Raw genomic sequence first — 21,548 nt, forward strand, 5'->3', positions numbered from 1 at the left:
AAAAGAGAAGGAATAAATAAAATAATGAAGGATAATAATCAATATCTCTTTCAAGTAAATCTGAAAGGGATGATAGAACTTTTATCGGAGCATATATATAGTGCCCCGAATGTTTTTGTACGCGAGTTATTACAAAATGGAGTTGATGCAGCAACCGCTCGTCGGACGATAGATGAAAGCCATAAAGGAGAAGTAAATATATATTTAAATGAAGTTGATGGTAAGCCTCAGATTATATTTGAAGATAATGGAATAGGACTTAGTGAAGAAGAAGTTCATCAGTTTCTTTCTGTTATAGGACAAAGTTCGAAACGGGGCGATTTTAACGAAAAAGACTATATTGGTCGCTTTGGTATAGGTATGTTGTCTTGCTTGGTTGTTAGTCACGAAATAATGGTGGAAACACATTCGTTGATAAAGAACAAGTCGGTGTGTTGGCGGGGAAAAGCCGATGGTACTTATACCGTAGAATCTATTGATAATCTGGAAAAACCAGGAACAAGGGTTATTTTGTCACCTAAGAAAGAATGGTTGCCTTTATTCGAAAAAGAAGAACTGAAAAAGAATGTGTTGTTCTTTGGTAGTGCTTTGCCAATAACCATACGGCTTATAACAAAAGAAGGAACCGAAATTTTAGTTGATAAGGATCCGGTTTGGTTGGATAAAAATAGTACTAAAGAAGAATTACTTGCACAAGGAAAAAAAGTATTCAATATAAATTTTCTCGATGCATTTCGTTTACGTTCTGTAGCCGGAGATATTGATGGCGTTGCTTATATTATGCCTTACAAGGTTCAGTTCACCGGATCGAAACAGCACAAAGTTTATTTAAAGCGGATGTTTCTCTGCGAACAGGCTAATAATTTATTACCGGAATGGACTTCTTTCGTGAAGTGCATATTGAATTCGAACGAATTGCGTCCAACCGCTTCTCGTGAATCATTAATGGATGACGAGGTAATGAGGCAGGCTAAAAAAGAATTGAGCGCTTGCTTTAAAGATTACCTGAAAGTATTGATGTTGAAAAACGAGGATACTTTGAGCGAAATAATAAAGATACATCACATATATATAAAAGCTTTGGCTATTGAAGATGTTGAATTGTTAAAGCTATTTATCGATTATATTCCGTTCGAAACCAATAAAGGATATATGCCTTTTCTGTCGCTTAAAACTTACAATGATGTAATATATTATACTCCATCGTTAGACGATTTCAGACAAATAAGACGTATAGCCGGTTCTCAGGGTAAAACCGTTATAAATGCAGCGTATTCTTTTGAATTGGACCTTATTCAGAAAATAAAGATAACCTTTCCTGATGTTATGTTACAAAAAATTACTCCTCAGGATTTGTTAGATACTTTGTCTGATGTGGAGATATCGGATGACGAACGTTTTCAAAAATTTGAAGAAAAGGCAAATACAGCATTAAAAGGTTTTTATTGTAAGGCTCAATTAAAGCAATTCGATCCGGTAGACACACCTGTTATTTATGTCGCAAATGACGAGGCTATGAGTAATAAAAATATTCAAAGTTTGTCTAATTCTTCAAATCCGTTTGCAGGAACATTACATAACTTCGTGAAGAAAGAAGATGTAATGCCTGTGATGTGTTTCAATAAGGATAACGAGATTGTGAAAAATCTTCTGGTGTTGGATGATACTACTATGTTTAACTCGGTTGTGCATATTATGTATATACAAGCTCTTATGCTAGGTGGTTATCCTGTGAACAAAAAGGAAATGAATGTTTTTAATGATGCTCTGTATCAGTTGCTTATTATGGGTATGAGCGACTTTATCGGGAAAATGGATTTGTAATATCAATAAATTGAAGATGATAGAGTGGAAAGTGACAGCCTTCGATGCAACCGATGTAAACTCGTTATACAAAATATTGCAGTTACGAACTGAAATATTTGTAGTAGAGCAAGATGCAATATATCAGGATATGGATGATAAAGATCAGGTTGCAACACACTTACATGGTTATATCGGTGGCGAGTTAATTGCTTATTGTCGCTTGTTCCGACCGGGCGATTATTTTGACGAAGCATCCATTGGCAGGGTAGTAGTTAATTCAAAATATAGACGAAAAGGATACGGGCATATATTGATGGATAAAGCTATCGAATTAATCACTTTGTCTATGAATGAGAATGTTATAACAATATCGGCGCAATTGTATCTGAAAGAGTTTTACGAAACTCATGGCTTCGTAAAGGTAAGCGAAGTATATCAAGAAGATGGAATACCTCATATCAGAATGAAGAGAGGGATAGTAGAGTTATTATAATTTGATTACAACTTAAAAAAACGAAAGAGCATTAAACCATTTTACCAATAACATGTTCTAATGAGTATGGAATAGAATGAATATTTATTCGTTAAAAGTAAGTGTAATGAAAAAAATAATAGTAATACTAATTATATCGGTTTTTATTTTTGCATGTAGTTCGATGAGGACCGTAGATATGGGTAAACTTCGGATTGGTATGACTAGAACCGAGGTGCAAAATTTAATCGGAATACCTGACAGAGTGCTACATGCAGGTGCTTCTGATGGAGGATATGAGGAAGTTCTGCAATATACAACCTATCAGGGGGAAATATATGCAGTTACTTTTTGGAACGATCATCTTGAAAGTTATTCTTTTTTAGATCAAACATATCCTGTAGGTGGTGTAACTCCGGTTCCTCCGGTGTATTATCCTACACCTCGTCCACCAGCAAATCCAACTCCAAGGCCTCCGGCAAATGAGAAGCCTTCGACTCGGCCTCCAACGAACGGAAGTGGAAGTCGTCCGGGGGCAGGCAATAGCGGTAGTGGCAGTACTGGACGTCCAACAATACGTCCTAGCGAGCCTGAAGCTAAGCCGACTACACGACCGGCACAGAATTCAGGATCGGGTAGTACAACTAATACAGGAAGAGGCGATTCGGGTGGAGGAGCAAGCGGACGTGCCACTAGAACTTCAACTAATAATGGCGAGTAATGCCTATAAATTTTGTAAACTAAATAAAAATAAGAACTGTAGAAGTAATATTTCTACAGTTTTTTTATCTTTGGGATATAGATAATCAACACTAATACAAAAATTACATAATTATGAACTATAACCTTGAAATACAAAAGATTTTACTTCAAGTTGAAAAGTTAAGCAACCCCGATGATAAAATAAATCTGTTGAAGCAGGCAATAACCTTAGCCGATGCTAATAACGATCTGGATTGGGGGTTTGATTTAAGACTGGATCTTATTTCGAAAGAAATAGATACATCTCATTGTACCGATAGTTTTCCTGCTTTCGCATGGTTGTTGAGTACTTACGATGCAAATCCCGATTTGTTTGATGAAGAAGATTTTCTTTGGGAGTACAAATGGATGTCGTCGGCAGCAAGGCGTAATGCCGGAATTTCTCGCGAACAGGTTGAGAATATTATGGCTGATTTGAAAGAACGTATGAATCGTAATGGATATAGCGACAGGGCATACTATAATATAATGTTCTATTGGCATTTATTTATCGGCGAATATGATGAAGCCCGTAAATATATTAAACTAAGAGATGAATCGACTCACGATCGAATGTCGCACTGCGAAGCGTGTGAGTTGGATTCGCGTGTAGAAATGGCGCTGATAGATGGCGAGTTGGATAAGGCTATAACTTTAGCTCATGATATTATTACGAAAAAACAAACTTGCGGGCGATTGCCTTTTGCCACTTTTTGTAATCTTACAACTCATTTACATAAGGTTAACGATCCAAGGGCAGAAGAATTTTTTGCAAAAGCAGAGGAAGAACTGAACGAAATAGAGAACGATACATCTTTTCTGGCCGATGTGGCAGAATTGATGCGGTATCTGACTAAAACAAATAAAGATAAGGCTTGGCAGTATTTCGAGAGATATGCCGATTGGGAAGTTGGTGCGGAAGATGCGCTTTGTTTTGAGTTCGCTTTGGCTTGTTTATCAGTATTAAACAAGGAAGAGGGGGTAAGAAAAATGAATATCAATCCAAAGCTTCCATATTTCAATACAGCCAACGAATACGACTTAAAAGAACTTTTCGATTATTATCATAAAAAAGCTACCGATTTAGCTGACAGGTTTGATGCACGTCATGGAAATAATTATTTCAACAAACAATTATCTGAAATATTAGCCTGATTCAACAAATAGATAATGAACTATAATCTGGATATACAGAAGATATTGCTCGAAGTTGATAAACAGGTAAACCCAAACGATAAATTGGTCTTATTAAAACGAGCTATAAATATAGCCGATGCTAATAATGATATTGATTGGGGATTTGATCTAAGATTACACCTTATACACTGCGAGCAACATACTTCTCGTTCGGAAGAACGTTTTCCTGCTTTTACATGGATTCTTAATGTTTTCGACTCTACACCCGATTATTTTTCGGAACATGATATTGAAGTTATACTTGCCGAATACCAGTGGATGGCTTTCGAAGTATATCGTAACGCCGATATATCAAGAGATCAGATAAACGCTGTTTTTAACGACTTTGCACGTCGGCTCGAGCAAAACGGATATACTATGCGAGTCTACTATAGTATAATGTCCGGGTGGCACTTATTTCTTGGAGAAATAGATGAAGCAGAAAAATATATTGAATTAAGAGATTCTCTACCTCGCGATGTTTTTTATTATGAGTCTGAATTGATTGAAAAGGTTTGTGTAGAGCTTGTTCGGGGCAATTTTGATAAGGCGATAGCATTAGCTCACAAGCAAATAATACCAAATGCAAATAATTCAGAGGCTCGCATCGACTCTATATCGATGCTTTGTACTCTTATATATTATTTATCGAAAGCGGGGGATAAACGGGCTGATACTTTTTTCTACCAGATAGATGAGGAGATAAAGAAACTTCCACATTTGTTTCCATTTTCACTTAATACATTTGCCTTGTTAATGCATCATATGGCAATAGCAGATCCCGAGAAAGCGTGGAGTTATTTTCCGTTATGTACCGAATGGGCTATTGGAGCACGTGACCTTATTAGTTTCGAATTTTCGTTAAATTTATTGCCTCTGTTAAAACAAGGCGGTACACGGAAGTTAAACTTAAACAGTAACTTACCTTATTACAGAACGGATGGCATATATAATGTTGATGAATTATATGAATACTATCTTAATCTTACATTAAGTTATGTATCCCGCTTTGATGCCCGAAATGGGAGTGCGCATTTTAAAGAGCAATTTGATGAAGTGTTTGATATGATATGAAAATTAACTTATTGTTGAAAAACAATTTTTGCCTTTCGCTACAAATATCATAACTTTGTTATGTAACCAGAAGAAATAAAAAAAATGAATCAGCCCCTTGCAGAACGTATGCGCCCTCGTTCGTTAGACGAATATATAGGACAAAAACACCTGGTTGGCGAAGGTGCGGTGTTGCGTAAAATGATTGAATCGGGGCGTGTACCATCGTTTTTACTTTGGGGGCCTCCCGGTGTGGGAAAAACAACACTGGCACAAATCATAGCCAATACATTAGATACAACTTTTTACACGCTTAGTGCTATAAACTCGGGTGTGAAAGATGTGCGCGAGGTTATAGAAACTGCAAAACGAAGTACTTTTTTCAGCACACAAAGCCCTATATTGTTTATCGATGAAATCCATCGATTCAGTAAGTCTCAGCAGGATTCCTTACTTGGGGCTGTAGAAACGGGGGTAATTACACTGATAGGAGCAACTACCGAAAATCCGTCGTTCGAAGTTATACGACCTCTTTTATCACGATGTCAGGTATATGTGTTGAAGTCGTTGGATAAGGATGATTTACTCGAACTTATTAATAGAACTATAACTACCGATTATATACTGAAAGAAAAGAATATTGAGTTGGAAGAAACAGGCGCATTGCTTCGTTATTCGGGTGGTGATGCACGTAAATTGCTCAATATATTGGATTTGGTAATATCGGCCGATGTTAATGATAAGGTTATAATAAACGATAAGATTGTAACCGAAAGGTTACAGGAAAATCCGGCAGCATATGATAAAGGCGGTGAAATGCATTACGACATTATTTCGGCTTTTATTAAATCGATACGAGGAAGTGATCCCGATGCTGCTATTTATTGGCTTGCACGTATGGTTGCGGGTGGGGAAGACCCTAAGTTTATTGCTCGAAGGCTAGTTATTTCTGCGGCCGAAGATATTGGATTGGCAAACCCGAATGCTTTGTTACTGGCTAATGCATGTTTTGATGCATTACAGAAAATTGGATGGCCCGAAGGACGTATTATTCTTGCCGAAACTACAATATATCTGGCTACTTCGCCGAAGAGCAATTCGGCATATTTATCGATAGATAAGGCTTTGGCTCTGGTAGAGCAAACAGGTAACCTGCCTGTTCCGTTGCACTTGCGTAATGCTCCCACAAAACTGATGAAGGAATTGGAGTATGGAAAAAATTACCAGTATGCACACGATTTTAAGGATAATTTTGTTGAACAGGAGTACTTGCCAAAAGAAGTTCTGAGACAGCGCTTTTGGGAACCGCAACAGAATGCAGCCGAGTCGAAAATAGTAGAACATCTTCGTCGTTTATGGAAAGACCGTTATTGAGGTTGATCTCTTATTAAATAAAATGGTTCTGTACAAAATAAAAACCGTCAATACATTGAATATATTGACGGTTTTTTCTGTCAAAGACAGATTCATTTATTTCTTATGCTTTTTATAAAACTCGTCCCTGTCAAAATATTCGTATCGGGGTGTCGTGGGCCTATAATCGTCATTATCCCATAGCGGACTTGTTAACATCAGATCGGCGCTGTACCTATTACAAGCAATAGGAACATTATGAACCCTACACTGGCGGAGTAACATCATAATATCGGCTTCGTGAGGTTGTGCACTTAAATCGTCTATTAAAAATATAGCTAAATCTACTTCTTTCCGAACTACCATTGCGGCAATTTCGGCATCACCACCCAAAGGACCTGAGTTCATGCGAATTATTTCGGCATCTATATCTTTCGCTTCAAAAGCTTCTTTTACAAGTTGTCCCGTTGTTCCGGTACAAACCAAACGGTGTTTAGCGAGAAAATCGGAATTGTAATAACACCACTCAACCATATCAGCCTTTCGCCTGTCGTGTGCAACAAGGGCTATTGTTAATCTTTTATTCATAAATATTCTTCTTGATTTTATTTTGTGAGTGTAAAGTTAAACAAATACTGTTAAGAATCTATTACTTTATTATATAGTTAATTACAATCCAACTGATTCACGCAAAAAGTCGATAGACTCGAAAATATCTTCTTTGCTTGCTGTTTGATCTAGTTTTATTTGCCCTATATCGCTTAATAAGGTAAAATTGATTCGATTGGCAGATGCATTTTTTTTATCATGTGTCATCAGCTCATATAGCTTTTCGTACTGATTGCAGTCGAAATAAAATTCGCCATAGTTTTCTTTGATAAAGTACACGGTCTGACGTAACTTTTCTTTGGGAAAACCACAGAGTTTTAACGATAAATATAGTTCGCAAACAATCCCCCAAGCTACAGCATATCCGTGTTGCATCGGGCGACCCATATTATACGATAGACTTTCGAATGCATGACCTACCGTATGTCCTAAATTTAGAGCTTTACGAATGCCTTTTTCGAAAGGATCTTCTTCCACAATGCGTTCTTTAACGGCAACAGAATCTACAACAAGTTGGTTTAGTTTTTCATAGTCAATGTTTTCCGTGTCGAACGATATTATTTTAATCCACTCTTCGTCTTTATCTATCAGACTGTGTTTAAGCATTTCGGCATATCCCGACAACAAGTTACTGTAATCAAGCGATTTGAAAAACTCGGCATCAATTAATACCGTTTCGGCAGGAGCAAAAGCACCTACTTCGTTTTTTAAACCGTTAAAGTTTACTCCTGTTTTTCCACCTACGGCAGCATCTACAGCACCCAGCAATGTTGTTGGAATATTTATGCATTTTATTCCTCGTTTGAAGGTTGCAGCGGCAAATCCGCCTAAATCGGTAAGCATGCCACCTCCCAAATTTATGAGTAAGGAGTTGCGCGTCGCACCGTTTTCGGTAAGATACTTCCATACAAAACCTAAAGTTTCAATGTTTTTGTTTTTATCACCAGCTTTTACTGTTATCTTTTCAGCCTGTTTTACTTCTTCTATATCCTTAATGCGGGGAAAGCACAGTCTCTCAGTATTTTCATCGGTAAGGATAAACAGTTTATCGTGTAGGATATTGCGTATCACACTTTGCAGGTCCTTTTTTATATCTGTTGATTTTATTACTTTTTGCATAATGAAGTGTCTTAAGTGTTACTCAAAAATACTGTTGTCTGAGAATTTAAAGCCCCTTAGAAGTTCATCTGTTTTCATTGCTTTTTTTCCGGGTAATTGCATTTCATTTATACTCAGATAGCCATCAGCACAAGCAATATTAAGATAAGTTTTATTGTCGGTTTCTATATATCCTGTACTGAATGAATGAGATTTTTCTATTATTTCAGCCGAATAAATTTTTACAGGCTGAATTGTTTCCTCTCCAATTTTAAGTGTAGTCCATGCGGTAGGGTAGGGTGCTAATCCTCTTACAAAATTATAAATAGTTTTTGCAGATTGTTTCCAGTCTATACGGCAAGTTTCTTTAAATATTTTAGGTGCAGGCTTTAATATTGCTCCGTCTTTATCTAGTTGTTCCTGAGAAATAGCTTCAACCTTATCTTCTATAATAAGATCTACAGTGCGTTTCACAAGTTTTGCACCTGTATTCATAAGTTTATCATGAATAATGCCTGCATTATCTGTTTCGGTAATAGACACTTTTTCCTGTTGTATTATTTTACCTGTATCTATTTCATGAGTTAAAAAAAATGTTGTTACGCCGGTTTCAGTATCGCCATTTATTACAGCCCAGTTGATAGGTGCTGCTCCTCTGTATTGAGGTAATAACGAAGCATGCAGATTGAATGTTCCTTTAGGAGGCATATTCCATACCACTTCAGGTAACATTCTGAATGCTACTACTATTTGCAGGTCTGCATTCCAACTTTTTAAGGATGCGATGAACGATTCATCTTTTAATTTTTCTGGCTGCAAAAGAGGCAAATTATGCTCTAATGCATATTTCTTTACTGCCGAATATTGTATTTTATGCCCCCGGCCTGCCGGTTTATCAGGCATAGTAACTACTCCGGCTATATTATATTCGTTTTCTACCAGTATGCGCAGGCTCTCTACTGCAAAGTCGGGCGTTCCCATGAAAACTATCTTCAGATTTTTTTTATCCATTGTTTAAAACTCTAATATCAATTGAAGTATTAGTCAAATTTTATTCTTAAATATAAATCAAAGATACATATTTTGTTTTATTGATAATTGCTTATAAATAGTGAAATATAAATATGTTTGATATTACTCTATTTTACTATAAAAATAGATTTTGTTACGGAAAATTTAATATATTTGTCTATTCAGAACAGATTATTGTTACAAAAGAAAATCTGAGTAAATTTAGAGAAACCCGCATGGATACACCTGAAAAAAAGAGAGTATATGTTATAATAAACCCAGTATCGGGTACAAAGTCAAAAAAAAGTATTCCTCAAAAATTGTTAGCTATAGATGCCTTGAAATATGATGTGCATATGATTATGACACGTTATGAGGGGCATGCAACTCAAATCGCACTTGAAGCAGTGAACGATAAGGTTGATTGTGTAATTGCTGTAGGAGGGGATGGAACAATAAACGAAGTGGCAAAAGTACTGGTAAACACTGATGTTGTTTTTGGTATTATACCAAGCGGTTCGGGTAATGGATTAGCACGCGATTTGTATATCCCGATGAATTATGATAAAGCAATAGAAATAATACAGCAAGGAAATGTTAAACGGATTGACTATGGGGTTGCAAATGGAAATATATTCTTTTGTACATGTGGAGTTGGTTTTGATGCTCAGGTTAGTGAAAAAGCTTTGACTCAGACTTCGCGAGGAAAGTTAATGTATGCCAAGAATATGGTAAGTACGTTTTATAAATTTAAACCAGAGAAATATAAAATAGAAAGTGCAGATGGTGTTTTTGAAGAAGAGGCATTTCTTATTACCTGTGCTAATGCTTCTCAGTATGGGAACAATGCTTATATTGCACCTCAAGCTGATATTCAGGATGGAAAGATGAACATATCGATACTGAAGCCTTTATCAGTGGCAAATGTCCCTCAAACAGCAATTCAGATGTTTTCCCGTAATTTAGGAAATAATTCGAAGTTAATTGAAATACTAACGCCGGAAGCAACTATTTTCAGAGAAAAAGAAGGTGTTATGCACCTTGATGGAAATGCTATTTATACAGGCTCCGAAATTCATGTTAAAATTATACATCAAGGCTTGAATGTTTTAGTTCCACGCGAAGTGCCAAAAAGCAAGCTAAAGAAAGATGCTTTTATAACAAATATCACTCGTTGGATTTAAAGAATATGTAATGAAAAAAATAAATAAATACTTTCTTCTTTTTGCCGCTGCTTTTGCGCTGACTTTTACTTCGAATGCCGAAAACAATAATAAATTGTGGTATAATGAACCTGCTAAGGTTTGGGTCGAAGCTTTGCCTTTAGGAAATGGACGATTGGGCGCAATGGTGTATGGAAATCCTCAGAAAGATGAATTTCAAATTAATGAGGAAACTATTTGGGGCGGATCGCCTCATAATAATACAAACAATCTGGCTAAAAATCACTTATCTGAAATAAGAGAGTTGATTTTTAAAGGAAACAATCTAAAGGCACAAGATTTAGCCGGTAAGTATATTTCTTCTCTACAAGCTAAAGGCATGCCTTATCAAACAGTAGGCTCTTTAATTCTCTCGTTCGACGGATTAGATAACTACGAAAATTATTACAGGGAGCTCGATATAAGTAAAGCTATTACTCTTACACGTTTTTCTTCAAACGGTATTGAATATACCAGAGAGGCTTTTACATCTTTCCCCGACCAGATGCTTGTAATAAGATTAACAGCCTCGAAGAAAAAGAGTATATCTTTTACTGCAAAATATTCTACACCGTTTAATAATGCAGTTTTTTCGGTCTCTGAAAAAATGCTCCAATTAGAAGCAAAGGGGGAAAATCATGAAGGTATTGATGGTAAAATCAGATTTACAACTTTGACAAAAGTAAAAAATGAAGGAGGAAAGCTTGAAATTTTACCCGATAACTCGTTAAAGGTTACTGAAGCTAATAGTGTTACAATTTATCTTTCGGTAGGTAGTAATTTTATAAATTATAAGGATATATCAGGTGATTCGCAAAAGACTGCAGAAACATATTTGAAAAATGCAGAAAAAAAGACATACGAGAAATATAAATCGGAACATATTAGCTACTACGAGAAGTTTTTTAATCGAGTATCTCTTGATCTGGGTTCAAACGATCAAGTAAAACGACCGACCAATCTTAGGGTTCGGGATTTTTCTAAAGTGTTTGATCCTCATATGGCAGCTCTTTATTTTCAGTTTGGGCGTTATTTACTAATTTGTTCGTCACAACCGGGTGGGCAGGCAGCAAACTTGCAAGGAATATGGAATGAAAAGCTTTTGGCTCCTTGGGACGGAAAATATACTACAAACATAAATGTAGAGATGAATTATTGGCCGGCAGAGCTCACAAACTTGATGGAAATGCACGAACCTTTTATTAAGTTAGTAAAAGAAGTTGCCGAAACAGGGAAAGAAAGTGCACAAATGTATGGGTGTCGGGGTTGGACGTTACATCACAATACCGATATTTGGCGTACAACAGGATCGGTTGATGGAGCCAGATATGGTATATGGCCAACATGTAATGCTTGGTTTTCTCAGCATTTATGGGAACGCTTCTTATATTCCGGCGATGTTGATTATTTACAGTCTGTATATCCATATATGAAAGAAGCTTGTAAATTTTATGTTGATTTTTTGGTCGAAGAACCTGTGAACGGCTGGTTGGTTGTTTCACCTTCAAATTCTCCGGAAAATGAACCCCATACGCCATGTGCTAAAGGTTTTGCAGTGGTATCTGGTACAACTATGGATAATCAAATGGTTTTTGATTTGTTATCTAACACAATAGAAGCTTCAAATTTTTTAGAAGACAACGATAGGTTCACTGATACCCTTAAGCATATATTAACGAAACTTCCTCCTATGCAAGTTGGCAAGTGGGGACAGTTACAGGAATGGATGGAGGATTGGGATAATACGGCAGATCACCACAGGCATGTTTCTCATTTGTGGGGGCTTTATCCGGGTTCTCAAATATCATTTGTTAATTCTCCCTTATTGTTTAACGCTGCAAAAAGATCGTTAGAGGCACGGGGAGACGCATCTACGGGATGGTCTATGGGATGGAAAGTTTGTCTTTGGGCAAGATTGCTTGATGGAAATCGCGCATATAAATTAATAACTGATCAGATAAAACCAACACAGGCAACCAGCGGGCAAGATGGAGGTACATACCCTAATTTGTTTGATGCACATCCTCCTTTTCAGATAGATGGCAATTTTGGTTGTACGGCAGGTATCGCAGAGATGCTTGTACAAAGTCATGCTGGAGCAGTGCATTTGTTACCATCTTTACCCGATGTTTGGAAAGAGGGTGTGGTAAAAGGGTTACGTTGCAGGGGAGGTTTTGAAATTGAAGAGCTTTCGTGGAAAGAGGGCAAGATTGTTAAGGCTGTAATAAGGTCTAACAAGGGTGGTATACTACGCTTACGTACATCTAGTAGTTTATTTATCAATGGCATAGCAATGAAAGATGCAAAAGATGAGAATCCGAATCCGTTTTTTAAATTGCAGCAAATAAAGAAACCTTTGGTAGATGTACAGGCCCCTATTAATAATACACGTAAAATGAATTATTTTCATTACGATTTAGAAACGATGCCGGGACAAACCTATGAATTTACAACAAATTAAATTGTTGCTGATTTTTCGAGATGATAGAAGATTTTTTTCTAAAAAAAGTAAGTGAAAACTTTCGTTTTGAGTTTACTGAAGAACAAACAGTAATACTTAAAAAGATAGTTGAGTTCTTATTCTCAAAAGATGTGGATAGCTTATTTTTATTGAAAGGATATGCTGGTACCGGAAAGTCGTCTCTTATTGGAGCATTGGTTAAGACTATGACTGATTTTAAGCAGAAAACAGTTCTTTTGGCTCCTACAGGCAGAGCTGCAAAAGTATTTTCTGTGTATGCCCAACACCCAGCTTTTACAATTCATAAAAAGATATACAGACAAAAAAGATTTTCGAATGAACCTACAGGGTTCGTTCCTTTGGATAATATGCATAAAGATACTCTCTTTATTGTTGATGAAGCATCGATGATTAGCAATGAGGGTATTGATTCGTCCATATTTGGAACAGGACGTTTATTGGATGACCTGATTCAATATGTATATTCAGGAGAAAATTGTCGATTACTTTTTATAGGAGATTCGGCTCAGCTTCCACCTGTTATGCAGAATGTAAGCCCTGCCTTACAAACCGAAATGTTAAAAGGCTTTAATTTAAACATCATTGATGCAACTATTACACAAATAGTTCGTCAAACAGAGAAATCGGGTATATTGTTTAATGCAACAATGTTACGAAAAGCATTGACTGAGGATAAAACAACTATTTACCCCAAATTCTCATTGGCGGGATTTTCCGATATTGTGAAAGTTTCAGGAGAGGAACTAATAGATGAAATATCGGCATCTTATGATAGAGATGGAATTGAAGAAACGATTGTAATATCTCGATCCAATAAGTGGTCGAATATATATAATCAGGGTATAAGAAATCGAATTTTGTATAGAGAAGAAGAATTGTCATCAGGTGACATACTGATGATTGCTAAGAATAATTATTATTGGAGCGAAAAGATCGATCAGATTGATTTTTTGGCAAATGGAGAGTTGATTGAGGTATTACGGGTACGGAAAATTACTGAGATTTATGGCTTTAGGTTTTGCGACGTTTTGATAAAGCATCCTGATTATGATGTAGAGATGGAAATAAAGGTTTTGTTAGACACATTACATACTGATAATGCGGGTTTATCGAAAGAACAGTCGGAAAAGTTGTTTTACAGTATATTAGAAGATTATGTAGATATACCCACAAAAGCAGGTAAAATGAAAAAAATGAAAACAGATCCGTATTATAATGCTGTTCATGTAAAATATGGTTATGCTATAACCTGCCATAAAGCACAAGGAGGGGAGTGGAAAAATGTTTTTTTGGATTTAGGTTATATTTCCGAAGATTTTTTAGGAGAAAATTTTTACCGATGGTTATATACTGCCTTAACCCGGGCGTCTCAAAAATTGTATTTGGTTAATTTACCAGAAGAGTTTGATTGAAATTTTGTAAATAATTGTGAATAAATAAAGAACCGATGCAACGTTTTAAAATTTGTTGCATCTATTTTAATGACATCAGAGACGAATGGATGAATTGCAGCTAATATCAGGGTGCAAGCAAGGGAAACGCGAATATCAGAAATACCTGTACGAGAAATATTCTCGTTCAATGTATGGTATATGTATGCGTTATTGCTCCGATCCAGAAGCGGCACAAGACCTTCTTCATGATGGATTTATAAAAATTTTCTCGGTAATTGGCTCTTTTTCAGAGAAAGGTTCGTTTGAGGGCTGGATGAAACGGATTTTTATAAATATGGCTCTTGAAAATATAAGAAAAGAAAAGGGGCATCTAGCTACCGAAGATATTGAAAATGTTGCCGATATCGCCGATAATATAGATAGTGATGCTGATAGAATATCAGAAGATGAGCTTTTGAATATGATACAGGAATTACCGCATGGATACAAAACTGTATTTAATTTATATGCTATCGAGAATCTTTCGCATAAAGAAATAGCTCAAATGCTTGGTATTGCCGAAGGAACTTCTAGGTCGCAATATATCAGAGCTAGGCAATTGTTACAAGAAAAGATTCTCGAATATCAGAGAAAGAATAGATAAGGGATTGAATGATGCAAGATAAGGATAATATAAAAAATATATTTTCGTCGAAATTTAAGAATTTCGAGTCTGACGTGCCTGACTCTGTTTGGTCGAAAATAGAAGCTAGTTTATCAACGGCGAATGTTGTACCCATAGCTTCAAAAAAGACATTGTATAGGCGTTTAACTATGGTTTCGGGTGTTGCAGCAGCATTAATTATTGGCTTTTTATTTATTTTGAATGATCAGCCAGAAAAACAGGCTTCTGATTTTATTGCTTCCCAAGAAAAGCACTCTTTCACAGATATTGAAAAACAAATCCAGAGGAATATTAACAACGAAGTAAGTATAACTGAGAAATCTAATCAGTATGCATATATATCTACCATTAGACAAACAGGAGTACAACAGCCTGTAATAGAAACAAATATTGCAGTAGAAACTCATAGCAATGACGAGGTTCACTCTATCGATGTAAAATCTACAATAACAAATTCTAAGCCATATACCGAGTCGGAACTAAGAGATAAAATTAGACTAATGGAACGGCATGCAAGTGGCGAATATGTTGAAATGGGACAACCAATTGCTAAATTACAAAAATCAGAAAATAAAGGATTTGGTATATCTGTAGGTGGACACTCTGGATTATCCAGATCGGCTAGTGAGATAGCCGCTAACCCCTCATTACGAGTTTCTACTGAAGAATATGATGTTCCATCTAATTCTTCGCCTTTTTATAACCCGATGAGCCCCGAAACCACATTAACTAATGGACTTCCTTTGTACGATAAGGATAAAGTAAATATCGATCATAAGCAACCTATATCTATCGGTTTAAGAGTAAGCAAATTGTTATCTAAAAATCTTTCACTGGAAACAGGTTTGGTTTATACTTATTTATCTTCAGATATAAAGTCTGCTGAAACAGCATCATCGGATTATCCTAAAACCGGTTCACAGAGTTTCTATTATTTAGGTGTGCCAATATCTCTTAATTACGAATTTGTGCAATGGGGTAAGGCCCGTTTCTATGTGTCTGCCGGAGGTATGATGCAAAAAGACTTTTATGGAAAATTAGACTTAAGGGAAAGTTACGATGGTCTTATGAATACAGATTATAGTGTTATAAATGAAAAAGTAAGCCAAGATCATATACAATTTTCAGTAACAACGTCGGTTGGGGTTAGTTATCCGGTTTACAAAAAACTGCATGTATATTCGAATATTGGCGGTGCTTATTATTTTGACGCTAAAAATGAATATAGAACTATTTATACAGATAGAAAAACACAGTTGGATTTGAATGTAGGTTTTAAATATGAGTTTTAATACTTATATTAATTTTTAACTTCGTATATGAATTGATTGTTGTACTTTTAGGGTCGATAAAGTATTAGTTTTGTTATTAAAGTTATTATTAACCAGAGAGAATTGTATAAAACCAATGAAAAAAGTTGTTTCTAAATTAGCTTATGCTTTTGCAGGATGTATTTTATTATTATCTTCTTGTTTGGGCGATACAGAAAATGTTACAGAGGTAACGGGTGCTAATGTATATATTGCATCGGAATCGGGAAATAAATATGGTATATTAGGTGTAAGCCCATATTATCCGATGGAGCATTCAAAAATATCAGAGCTATCGCAAGGTGATGTAATATTAGGAGCATCTATACGTTTAAACTTTGAACAAATAGGGAAGTTTGGTTATGCTTTAGAAAAGTTTGAATATCCGGAAGAGGGTTATGTACCCAAGTCTAAGCAGATTCAGCCATTATTGCTTGCTGATCAGATAGATACTTCAGCTATAACATCAAAAACGAATATCCTGGAAGGTTTAAGTTTATCTATTGTTTCTCAATACGCATCTTGGGGAGATAGATGGGTGGCTACAATAAAATACCAAACATTGGAAGAAGAACCTCTGCCTGAAGTTTCTATATCTTATGATAAAGAAAGACAGCGTGATCTTGATGGTTTACCAATAAGAGAAGATGAGAGGATAATAGATCTCAGAATCAAGAGATTTCCAGAGTCGGGTGTTGCCGGAACAGAAAATTCAACAATTATTAATAGTGTCTTCAATTTGTCGGATTTGCGAACTTGGGTTCAAATGGAAAATAGTGATATAGATCTTGTTTATATAAGACTAAGGTATTACAACAAAACATCTTTAGATTCGGCAGATGGTAAATATCAGATTTATTTAACTAACAGAAATACGAATTTAGCATTGGCTTATTCTTCAGATGAAGATCAAAAATAATGAACTAAAGTACTAGATAAAATAAAACGCGAGAATCCGTCAAAGTTAATTGGCGGATTCTTTTATATAATTATACTAATGTCTGTGAATAAAATATTCCGTTAGTATATTTATAGGTAATTATAGTTCGAATTTAATAGTTTTTCCTTCAACAAATACGCCTTTCGATACTTTAATGGCTATTTTGTGATCGGCACTGTAACCAATAGTTTCACCATCTTTTAGGGTTACATCATTTTCAATAACATAAGATGTAATGTTAAGTATGAAGTTATATAATTCTTGCGCATCTTTATCCGATTCTATAATCTCCATTTCGTTCTGATAGAAATTTGTCAGTCCATAAGTGTAGATACTTACTTTATTTTCATCGTTAACACGAACTCCTATATATACCCATAACGGAACAGGAATACTTCCCGATTGCAGGTCTTCAACACAATTCAAATAATACTCTTTCGATAAAAGAAGAGTTTCGTTACCTTGGTATATACCTACACAGTTAGATGTACTGAGAATAGATACCAGCATTTTGCTTAATATTCGAAATCGATCAACAGGAGTCAGATCTCCGGACATTACCGTTACTATAACATGCCCTGTATGATCTTTTAATACGTCTAGAGCATTTGGCCACAAATAGTTGTAAGACGCAACACTTACTATATCCTCATAAGGAATAGGAGCGGGCATTTTAGCTATAGCCACCATTTGCCCGTCAATATTAAAAACTGCTGTTTCGTCACTGGCTCCTTCATCTTCGGTTATTTCAACTTGCCAAAACGACTTCAAATGCTCTATAACCTTTTGAATGTTATAGCTTTCGTTGTTTTTAAACATTGGCATAGCTAATAATATTCTAGATTCCGAGTTTTCTGATTCAGTTTTGGAAGGAGTAGTATCCTGTGTTTTCTTTTTGAAAAAATCGAATATTCCCATAATTTATCTGTAAAATTGATTAAAGTTTGGTTTCAGTAGCCTAATATAGTACAAATATTTTTTATTTGAATTTGTTAAAAAAACAAAGCCAACTAAAATTATGAATTAGTCGGCTTTGTTCTATCTGTTTAATAAGCTTTTATTTGCTGCTATTTTCTCCGCAAGGAATTTTATCGATACGTCTTTGATGTCTTCCTCCTTCAAAAGAAGAATTAAGGAATGTTATCAGAATTTTATGAGCTTCCTCCAGAGGAATGTATAGTCCCGGAAGGGTTAATACATTGGCATTATTATGTGCACGAGCAAAAAATGCAAGTTCTTCGGTCCAGCATAAAGCTGCACGAATATTTTGATGTTTATTTACGGACATATTTATACCATTTCCCGAAGCACAGATTGCAATTCCCGGATAACATTCTCCGTTTTCTACAGCCGAAGCCATTGGATGTGCAAAGTCAGCATAATCACTACTTTCCATAGAATAAGCTCCAAAGTCTTTGTATGCAATGCCTTTTTTATCTAATAGACTAATAAGATACATCTTCATAGGGTATCCGGCATGGTCACTGCAAATGCCAATAGGTTTATCAGTAGGCTGTATCAATGATTTCTCTTCCATTACGGTGTATTATTTATTTTTTCAAGTAGTCTTTAACTTGGTTATATACATTCTCAGCAGTGAAGCCTAGCTTTTCATCTAACACTTTGTAAGGAGCAGAGAATCCAAATGATTCTAATCCCCATATACGTCCGCTATCACCAACCAAGCCAAGTAAGTTTACGGGTAATCCGGCTGTTAGTCCAAATATTTTTTTGCCAGCAGGAAGTACTGACTGTTGGTATTCTGCCGATTGACTACGGAATAAACCTTCAGATGGAACAGATACTATACGTGTTTTTATTCCATCGTTATTTAATAGTTTTGCTCCATCTACAAGTGTTGATACTTCTGAGCCTGAAGCTAGAAGAATAACATCGTAATTTGCATCATCTTGCACAATATAAGCTCCTTTTTTTGCTTGTAATGCGTCTTGATAACCATTAATTGGCAGATCGTTAATATTTTGACGAGACAATATAAGTGCAGTAGGAGTGCTTACGTTTTCCATTGCCATTTTCCATGCTACAGTCGCCTCGTGTACATCGGCAGGACGAAGAACTAACATTGAGTTATGACCTTTATGGTTTTTAAGTTTCTCCATCAAACGTATCTGAGCCTCTTGCTCAACAGGTTCATGTGTTGGTCCATCTTCCCCAACACGGAAAGCATCGTGTGTCCAGATATATTTAACCGGTAACTCCATTAGAGCAGCCATACGCACGGCAGGTTTCATATAATCGGAGAATACGAAGAATGTTCCGCAAGCAACAATAACACCACCATGTAGTGCTATACCATTACACAGACATGCCATTGTAAATTCAGCAACACCTGCTTGAAGGAATGCTCCTGAGAAATCGCCTTTACGGAATATTGTTGTGTTTTTTAAGAATCCGTCAGTTTTATCTGAATTTGATAAGTCGGCTGAAGAAACAATCATGTTTTCCACATTCTTAGCTAGCTCAACCAACACTGTTGATGAAGCTGCACGTGTAGCGGCATTTGCTTTTTGTTGTATTCCAGCCCAATTTATGGCAGGAACTTCATTTGCAAACCATTTTTGCATTTTAGCAGCAAGTTCAGGATTTGCTTTTTCCCACTCTTGTTTAGCTGCATATTTTTTTGCAACAATTGCTTTAAGTTCGGATGCCCGTTTTGCATATAATTCCTGAACTTCAGGGAATATTACAAATGGATTTTTAGGATCACCACCTAAATTGGCAATTGATTTATCGAAACTAGCTCCAGCCTCGCCTAATGGCATACCATGTGTTGCACATTTGTTCTCGAAACTTGAACCATCTTCTGTTACTGCACCTTTCCCCATAATTGTTTGTCCAATTATAAGTGTAGGCTTTTCTTTTTCAAGTTTGGCTTCGGTTAATGCAGCACGTATTTCTGATATATCATTTCCTTTTATTGAGATAACACGCCATCCCCAAGCCTGATATTTTGCAGCAACATCTTCTTCTGTTACATCTTTGGTTTCGGATGACAATTGTATACCGTTCGAATCGTAGAACATAATAAGGTTATCTAAACCTAAATGTCCGGCAATACGACCAGCTCCTTGTGATATTTCTTCCTGCACACCACCATCAGATATAAATGTATAAATTGTTTGGTTCATACATTCTCCAAAACGGGCTTTCAAAAATTTAGCAGCGATAGCAGCCCCCACAGCATAAGTATGACCTTGCCCTAAAGGACCAGAAGTGTTTTCAACGCCACGTTTCAGGTCTAGTTCGGGATGTCCGGGGGTAACGCTGCCCCATTGGCGGAACTGTTGTAGATCTTCAAGAGTGAATTTACCTGTTAAAGCTAAAGTAGAATATAACATTGGAGACATATGACCAGGATCAAGAAAGAAACGATCGCGACCTTCCCATGTAGGATTTTCGGGGTCATATTCCAAAAATTCAGAATATAATACATTAATGAAATCGGCTCCACCCATTGCGCCTCCGGGATGTCCTGATTTTGCTTTTTCTACCATTGCTGCAGCAAGAATACGTATATTATCTGCTGCTTTTTCCAAAACTTTGAAATCGTTGCTCATATTGATTGATTATATAGTAATTTTCTAGGCGACAAATATAGATAAATATCAGCGAGTTTACAAACCATATTTCGGTTATATGAAACTATTTACAGATACTTATTGTTGAAGAATAGCGTACAAGTGTTTTATTTACACTTATTTTAAATAGGCACTTATTGTATATAAGTGGTTCTTATTATAAAAACAAAAAAAATGTCCTTTACATAAAGTATAAGGACATTTTTATTTTGTATTTATCATTCTTCTTGTAAAAGAAGAATTGCTCTATCCTGAATTATGCCGGATGTATAGCTTCTGTTGGACAAACATCAGCACAAGTACCACAATCAGTACAAGTATCCGGATCGATTTTATAGATATCTCCTTCAGCAATTGCATTTACAGGACACTCGTCGATACAAGTTCCGCAAGCAATACAATCTTCATTAATTACGTAAGCCATACTTCAAAAATTTTAATTCTATTATTAATAATACTAACTTTGATACCACAAATATAAATAGTTTTTCTATTAAGCCAAAAACAATATTTATAGATATTCTGTATATACAGATTTATTCTGTCTATAAACGAAAAACAATAGTATAATATAAGCTTTTGTATTCTAAACATATAAGTATACAGAAAAGTTCACTTTATACTTTTACATTTTTAAG

Annotated in this window: 19 protein-coding genes; 12 read left to right on the forward strand and 7 right to left on the reverse strand. The window is 35.9% G+C overall.

Translation table 11 applies throughout. The features are described 5' to 3' along the window. The first annotated feature begins 24 nt into the window (after positions 1–24). From D0T53_RS02900 to D0T53_RS02925, 6 genes are all read left to right on the forward strand, one after another. Positions 25–1,824 carry an HSP90 family protein gene (locus tag D0T53_RS02900; RefSeq protein ID WP_163264899.1) on the forward strand — a complete coding sequence of 600 codons (1,800 nt, stop codon included), beginning with the start codon at positions 25–27 and terminating at the stop codon, positions 1,822–1,824. A 16-nt stretch (positions 1,825–1,840) separates the two neighbouring features. Next, positions 1,841–2,299, forward strand: a complete 459-nt coding sequence (locus D0T53_RS02905) for a GNAT family N-acetyltransferase (RefSeq protein WP_163264901.1) — start codon at positions 1,841–1,843, stop codon at positions 2,297–2,299. Between the two features lie 106 nt (positions 2,300–2,405). Next, entirely contained in the window at positions 2,406–2,999 is a 594-nt protein-coding gene (locus D0T53_RS02910) for a hypothetical protein (protein ID WP_163264903.1), read from the forward strand. Between the two features lie 113 nt (positions 3,000–3,112). Then, positions 3,113–4,174: a hypothetical protein gene (locus tag D0T53_RS02915; RefSeq protein ID WP_163264905.1), complete on the forward strand. Its 1,062-nt coding sequence runs from the start codon at positions 3,113–3,115 to the stop codon at positions 4,172–4,174. Positions 4,175–4,189: 15 nt separating this feature from the next. Further along, a complete protein-coding gene (locus D0T53_RS02920) occupies positions 4,190–5,269 on the forward strand; it encodes a hypothetical protein (RefSeq protein WP_163264907.1) in 1,080 nt (359 codons plus the stop codon). An 84-nt stretch (positions 5,270–5,353) separates the two neighbouring features. Then, positions 5,354–6,622 (forward strand): replication-associated recombination protein A, encoded by a 1,269-nt coding sequence (locus D0T53_RS02925; protein WP_163264908.1) that lies wholly within the window; start codon positions 5,354–5,356, stop codon positions 6,620–6,622. A gap of 96 nt (positions 6,623–6,718) precedes the next feature. Here D0T53_RS02925 and D0T53_RS02930 read toward each other — a convergent pair whose 3' ends face one another. The 3 genes from D0T53_RS02930 to fmt all read right to left on the reverse strand — a co-directional run bounded on the left by D0T53_RS02930 (position 6,719) and on the right by fmt (position 9,319). Further along, positions 6,719–7,189, reverse strand: a complete 471-nt coding sequence (locus D0T53_RS02930; protein WP_163264910.1) for a methylglyoxal synthase — start codon at positions 7,187–7,189, stop codon at positions 6,719–6,721. Positions 7,190–7,270: 81 nt separating this feature from the next. Next, entirely contained in the window at positions 7,271–8,329 is a 1,059-nt protein-coding gene (gene aroB / locus D0T53_RS02935; RefSeq protein WP_163264912.1) for a 3-dehydroquinate synthase, read from the reverse strand. Between the two features lie 18 nt (positions 8,330–8,347). Beyond that, complete coding sequence (fmt, locus tag D0T53_RS02940; protein ID WP_163264914.1) at positions 8,348–9,319, reverse strand: methionyl-tRNA formyltransferase; 972 nt, start codon at positions 9,317–9,319, stop codon at positions 8,348–8,350. A gap of 236 nt (positions 9,320–9,555) precedes the next feature. Here fmt and D0T53_RS02945 point away from each other — a divergent pair, with 236 nt between their 5' ends. The 6 genes from D0T53_RS02945 (at position 9,556) to D0T53_RS02970 (ending at position 17,290) form a co-directional block, all read left to right on the forward strand. Beyond that, positions 9,556–10,503: a diacylglycerol kinase family protein gene (locus D0T53_RS02945; protein ID WP_163264916.1), complete on the forward strand. Its 948-nt coding sequence runs from the start codon at positions 9,556–9,558 to the stop codon at positions 10,501–10,503. Positions 10,504–10,513: 10 nt separating this feature from the next. After that, positions 10,514–12,982: a glycoside hydrolase N-terminal domain-containing protein gene (locus tag D0T53_RS02950; protein WP_163264918.1), complete on the forward strand. Its 2,469-nt coding sequence runs from the start codon at positions 10,514–10,516 to the stop codon at positions 12,980–12,982. A gap of 20 nt (positions 12,983–13,002) precedes the next feature. Beyond that, positions 13,003–14,415, forward strand: a complete 1,413-nt coding sequence (locus D0T53_RS02955; RefSeq protein ID WP_163264920.1) for an ATP-dependent RecD-like DNA helicase — start codon at positions 13,003–13,005, stop codon at positions 14,413–14,415. 85 nt (positions 14,416–14,500) lie between these two features. Then, positions 14,501–15,040, forward strand: coding sequence for an RNA polymerase sigma factor (locus D0T53_RS02960; protein WP_163264921.1), 540 nt, complete (start codon positions 14,501–14,503; stop codon positions 15,038–15,040). A gap of 8 nt (positions 15,041–15,048) precedes the next feature. Continuing rightward, entirely contained in the window at positions 15,049–16,353 is a 1,305-nt protein-coding gene (locus D0T53_RS02965) for an outer membrane beta-barrel protein (RefSeq protein WP_163264922.1), read from the forward strand. 115 nt (positions 16,354–16,468) lie between these two features. Beyond that, complete coding sequence (locus tag D0T53_RS02970) at positions 16,469–17,290, forward strand: hypothetical protein (RefSeq protein WP_163264923.1); 822 nt, start codon at positions 16,469–16,471, stop codon at positions 17,288–17,290. Between the two features lie 120 nt (positions 17,291–17,410). Here the strand turns inward: D0T53_RS02970 and D0T53_RS02975 are convergent, their stop codons facing one another. The 4 genes from D0T53_RS02975 to D0T53_RS02990 form a co-directional block, all read right to left on the reverse strand. Further along, positions 17,411–18,229 (reverse strand): DUF4261 domain-containing protein, encoded by an 819-nt coding sequence (locus D0T53_RS02975; RefSeq protein WP_163264925.1) that lies wholly within the window; start codon positions 18,227–18,229, stop codon positions 17,411–17,413. 139 nt (positions 18,230–18,368) lie between these two features. Further along, a complete protein-coding gene (locus D0T53_RS02980; protein ID WP_163264927.1) occupies positions 18,369–18,848 on the reverse strand; it encodes an RpiB/LacA/LacB family sugar-phosphate isomerase in 480 nt (159 codons plus the stop codon). Positions 18,849–18,861: 13 nt separating this feature from the next. Next, the gene (locus D0T53_RS02985) at positions 18,862–20,889 is read right to left on the reverse strand and encodes a transketolase (RefSeq protein ID WP_163264929.1); all 2,028 of its coding nucleotides are present in this window, start codon (positions 20,887–20,889) and stop codon (positions 18,862–18,864) included. 277 nt (positions 20,890–21,166) lie between these two features. Next, positions 21,167–21,334, reverse strand: a complete 168-nt coding sequence (locus D0T53_RS02990; protein WP_163264931.1) for a DUF362 domain-containing protein — start codon at positions 21,332–21,334, stop codon at positions 21,167–21,169. Positions 21,335–21,548: the final 214 nt, after the last annotated feature.

It is taken from the genome of Dysgonomonas sp. 216 (assembly GCF_010501065.1).
Lineage (GTDB): Bacteria > Bacteroidota > Bacteroidia > Bacteroidales > Dysgonomonadaceae > QVMM01.

Coding starts and splice junctions, on each gene's coding strand:
- D0T53_RS02900 (WP_163264899.1), top strand. CDS start 25: ATGAAGGATAATAATCAATATCTCTTTCAAGTAAATCTGAAAGGGATG.
- D0T53_RS02905 (WP_163264901.1), top strand. CDS start 1,841: ATGATAGAGTGGAAAGTGACAGCCTTCGATGCAACCGATGTAAACTCG.
- D0T53_RS02910 (WP_163264903.1), top strand. CDS start 2,406: ATGAAAAAAATAATAGTAATACTAATTATATCGGTTTTTATTTTTGCA.
- D0T53_RS02915 (WP_163264905.1), top strand. CDS start 3,113: ATGAACTATAACCTTGAAATACAAAAGATTTTACTTCAAGTTGAAAAG.
- D0T53_RS02920 (WP_163264907.1), top strand. CDS start 4,190: ATGAACTATAATCTGGATATACAGAAGATATTGCTCGAAGTTGATAAA.
- D0T53_RS02925 (WP_163264908.1), top strand. CDS start 5,354: ATGAATCAGCCCCTTGCAGAACGTATGCGCCCTCGTTCGTTAGACGAA.
- D0T53_RS02930 (WP_163264910.1), bottom strand. CDS start 7,189: ATGAATAAAAGATTAACAATAGCCCTTGTTGCACACGACAGGCGAAAG.
- aroB (WP_163264912.1), bottom strand. CDS start 8,329: ATGCAAAAAGTAATAAAATCAACAGATATAAAAAAGGACCTGCAAAGT.
- fmt (WP_163264914.1), bottom strand. CDS start 9,319: ATGGATAAAAAAAATCTGAAGATAGTTTTCATGGGAACGCCCGACTTT.
- D0T53_RS02945 (WP_163264916.1), top strand. CDS start 9,556: ATGGATACACCTGAAAAAAAGAGAGTATATGTTATAATAAACCCAGTA.
- D0T53_RS02950 (WP_163264918.1), top strand. CDS start 10,514: ATGAAAAAAATAAATAAATACTTTCTTCTTTTTGCCGCTGCTTTTGCG.
- D0T53_RS02955 (WP_163264920.1), top strand. CDS start 13,003: ATGATAGAAGATTTTTTTCTAAAAAAAGTAAGTGAAAACTTTCGTTTT.
- D0T53_RS02960 (WP_163264921.1), top strand. CDS start 14,501: ATGGATGAATTGCAGCTAATATCAGGGTGCAAGCAAGGGAAACGCGAA.
- D0T53_RS02965 (WP_163264922.1), top strand. CDS start 15,049: ATGATGCAAGATAAGGATAATATAAAAAATATATTTTCGTCGAAATTT.
- D0T53_RS02970 (WP_163264923.1), top strand. CDS start 16,469: ATGAAAAAAGTTGTTTCTAAATTAGCTTATGCTTTTGCAGGATGTATT.
- D0T53_RS02975 (WP_163264925.1), bottom strand. CDS start 18,229: ATGGGAATATTCGATTTTTTCAAAAAGAAAACACAGGATACTACTCCT.
- D0T53_RS02980 (WP_163264927.1), bottom strand. CDS start 18,848: ATGGAAGAGAAATCATTGATACAGCCTACTGATAAACCTATTGGCATT.
- D0T53_RS02985 (WP_163264929.1), bottom strand. CDS start 20,889: ATGAGCAACGATTTCAAAGTTTTGGAAAAAGCAGCAGATAATATACGT.
- D0T53_RS02990 (WP_163264931.1), bottom strand. CDS start 21,334: ATGGCTTACGTAATTAATGAAGATTGTATTGCTTGCGGAACTTGTATC.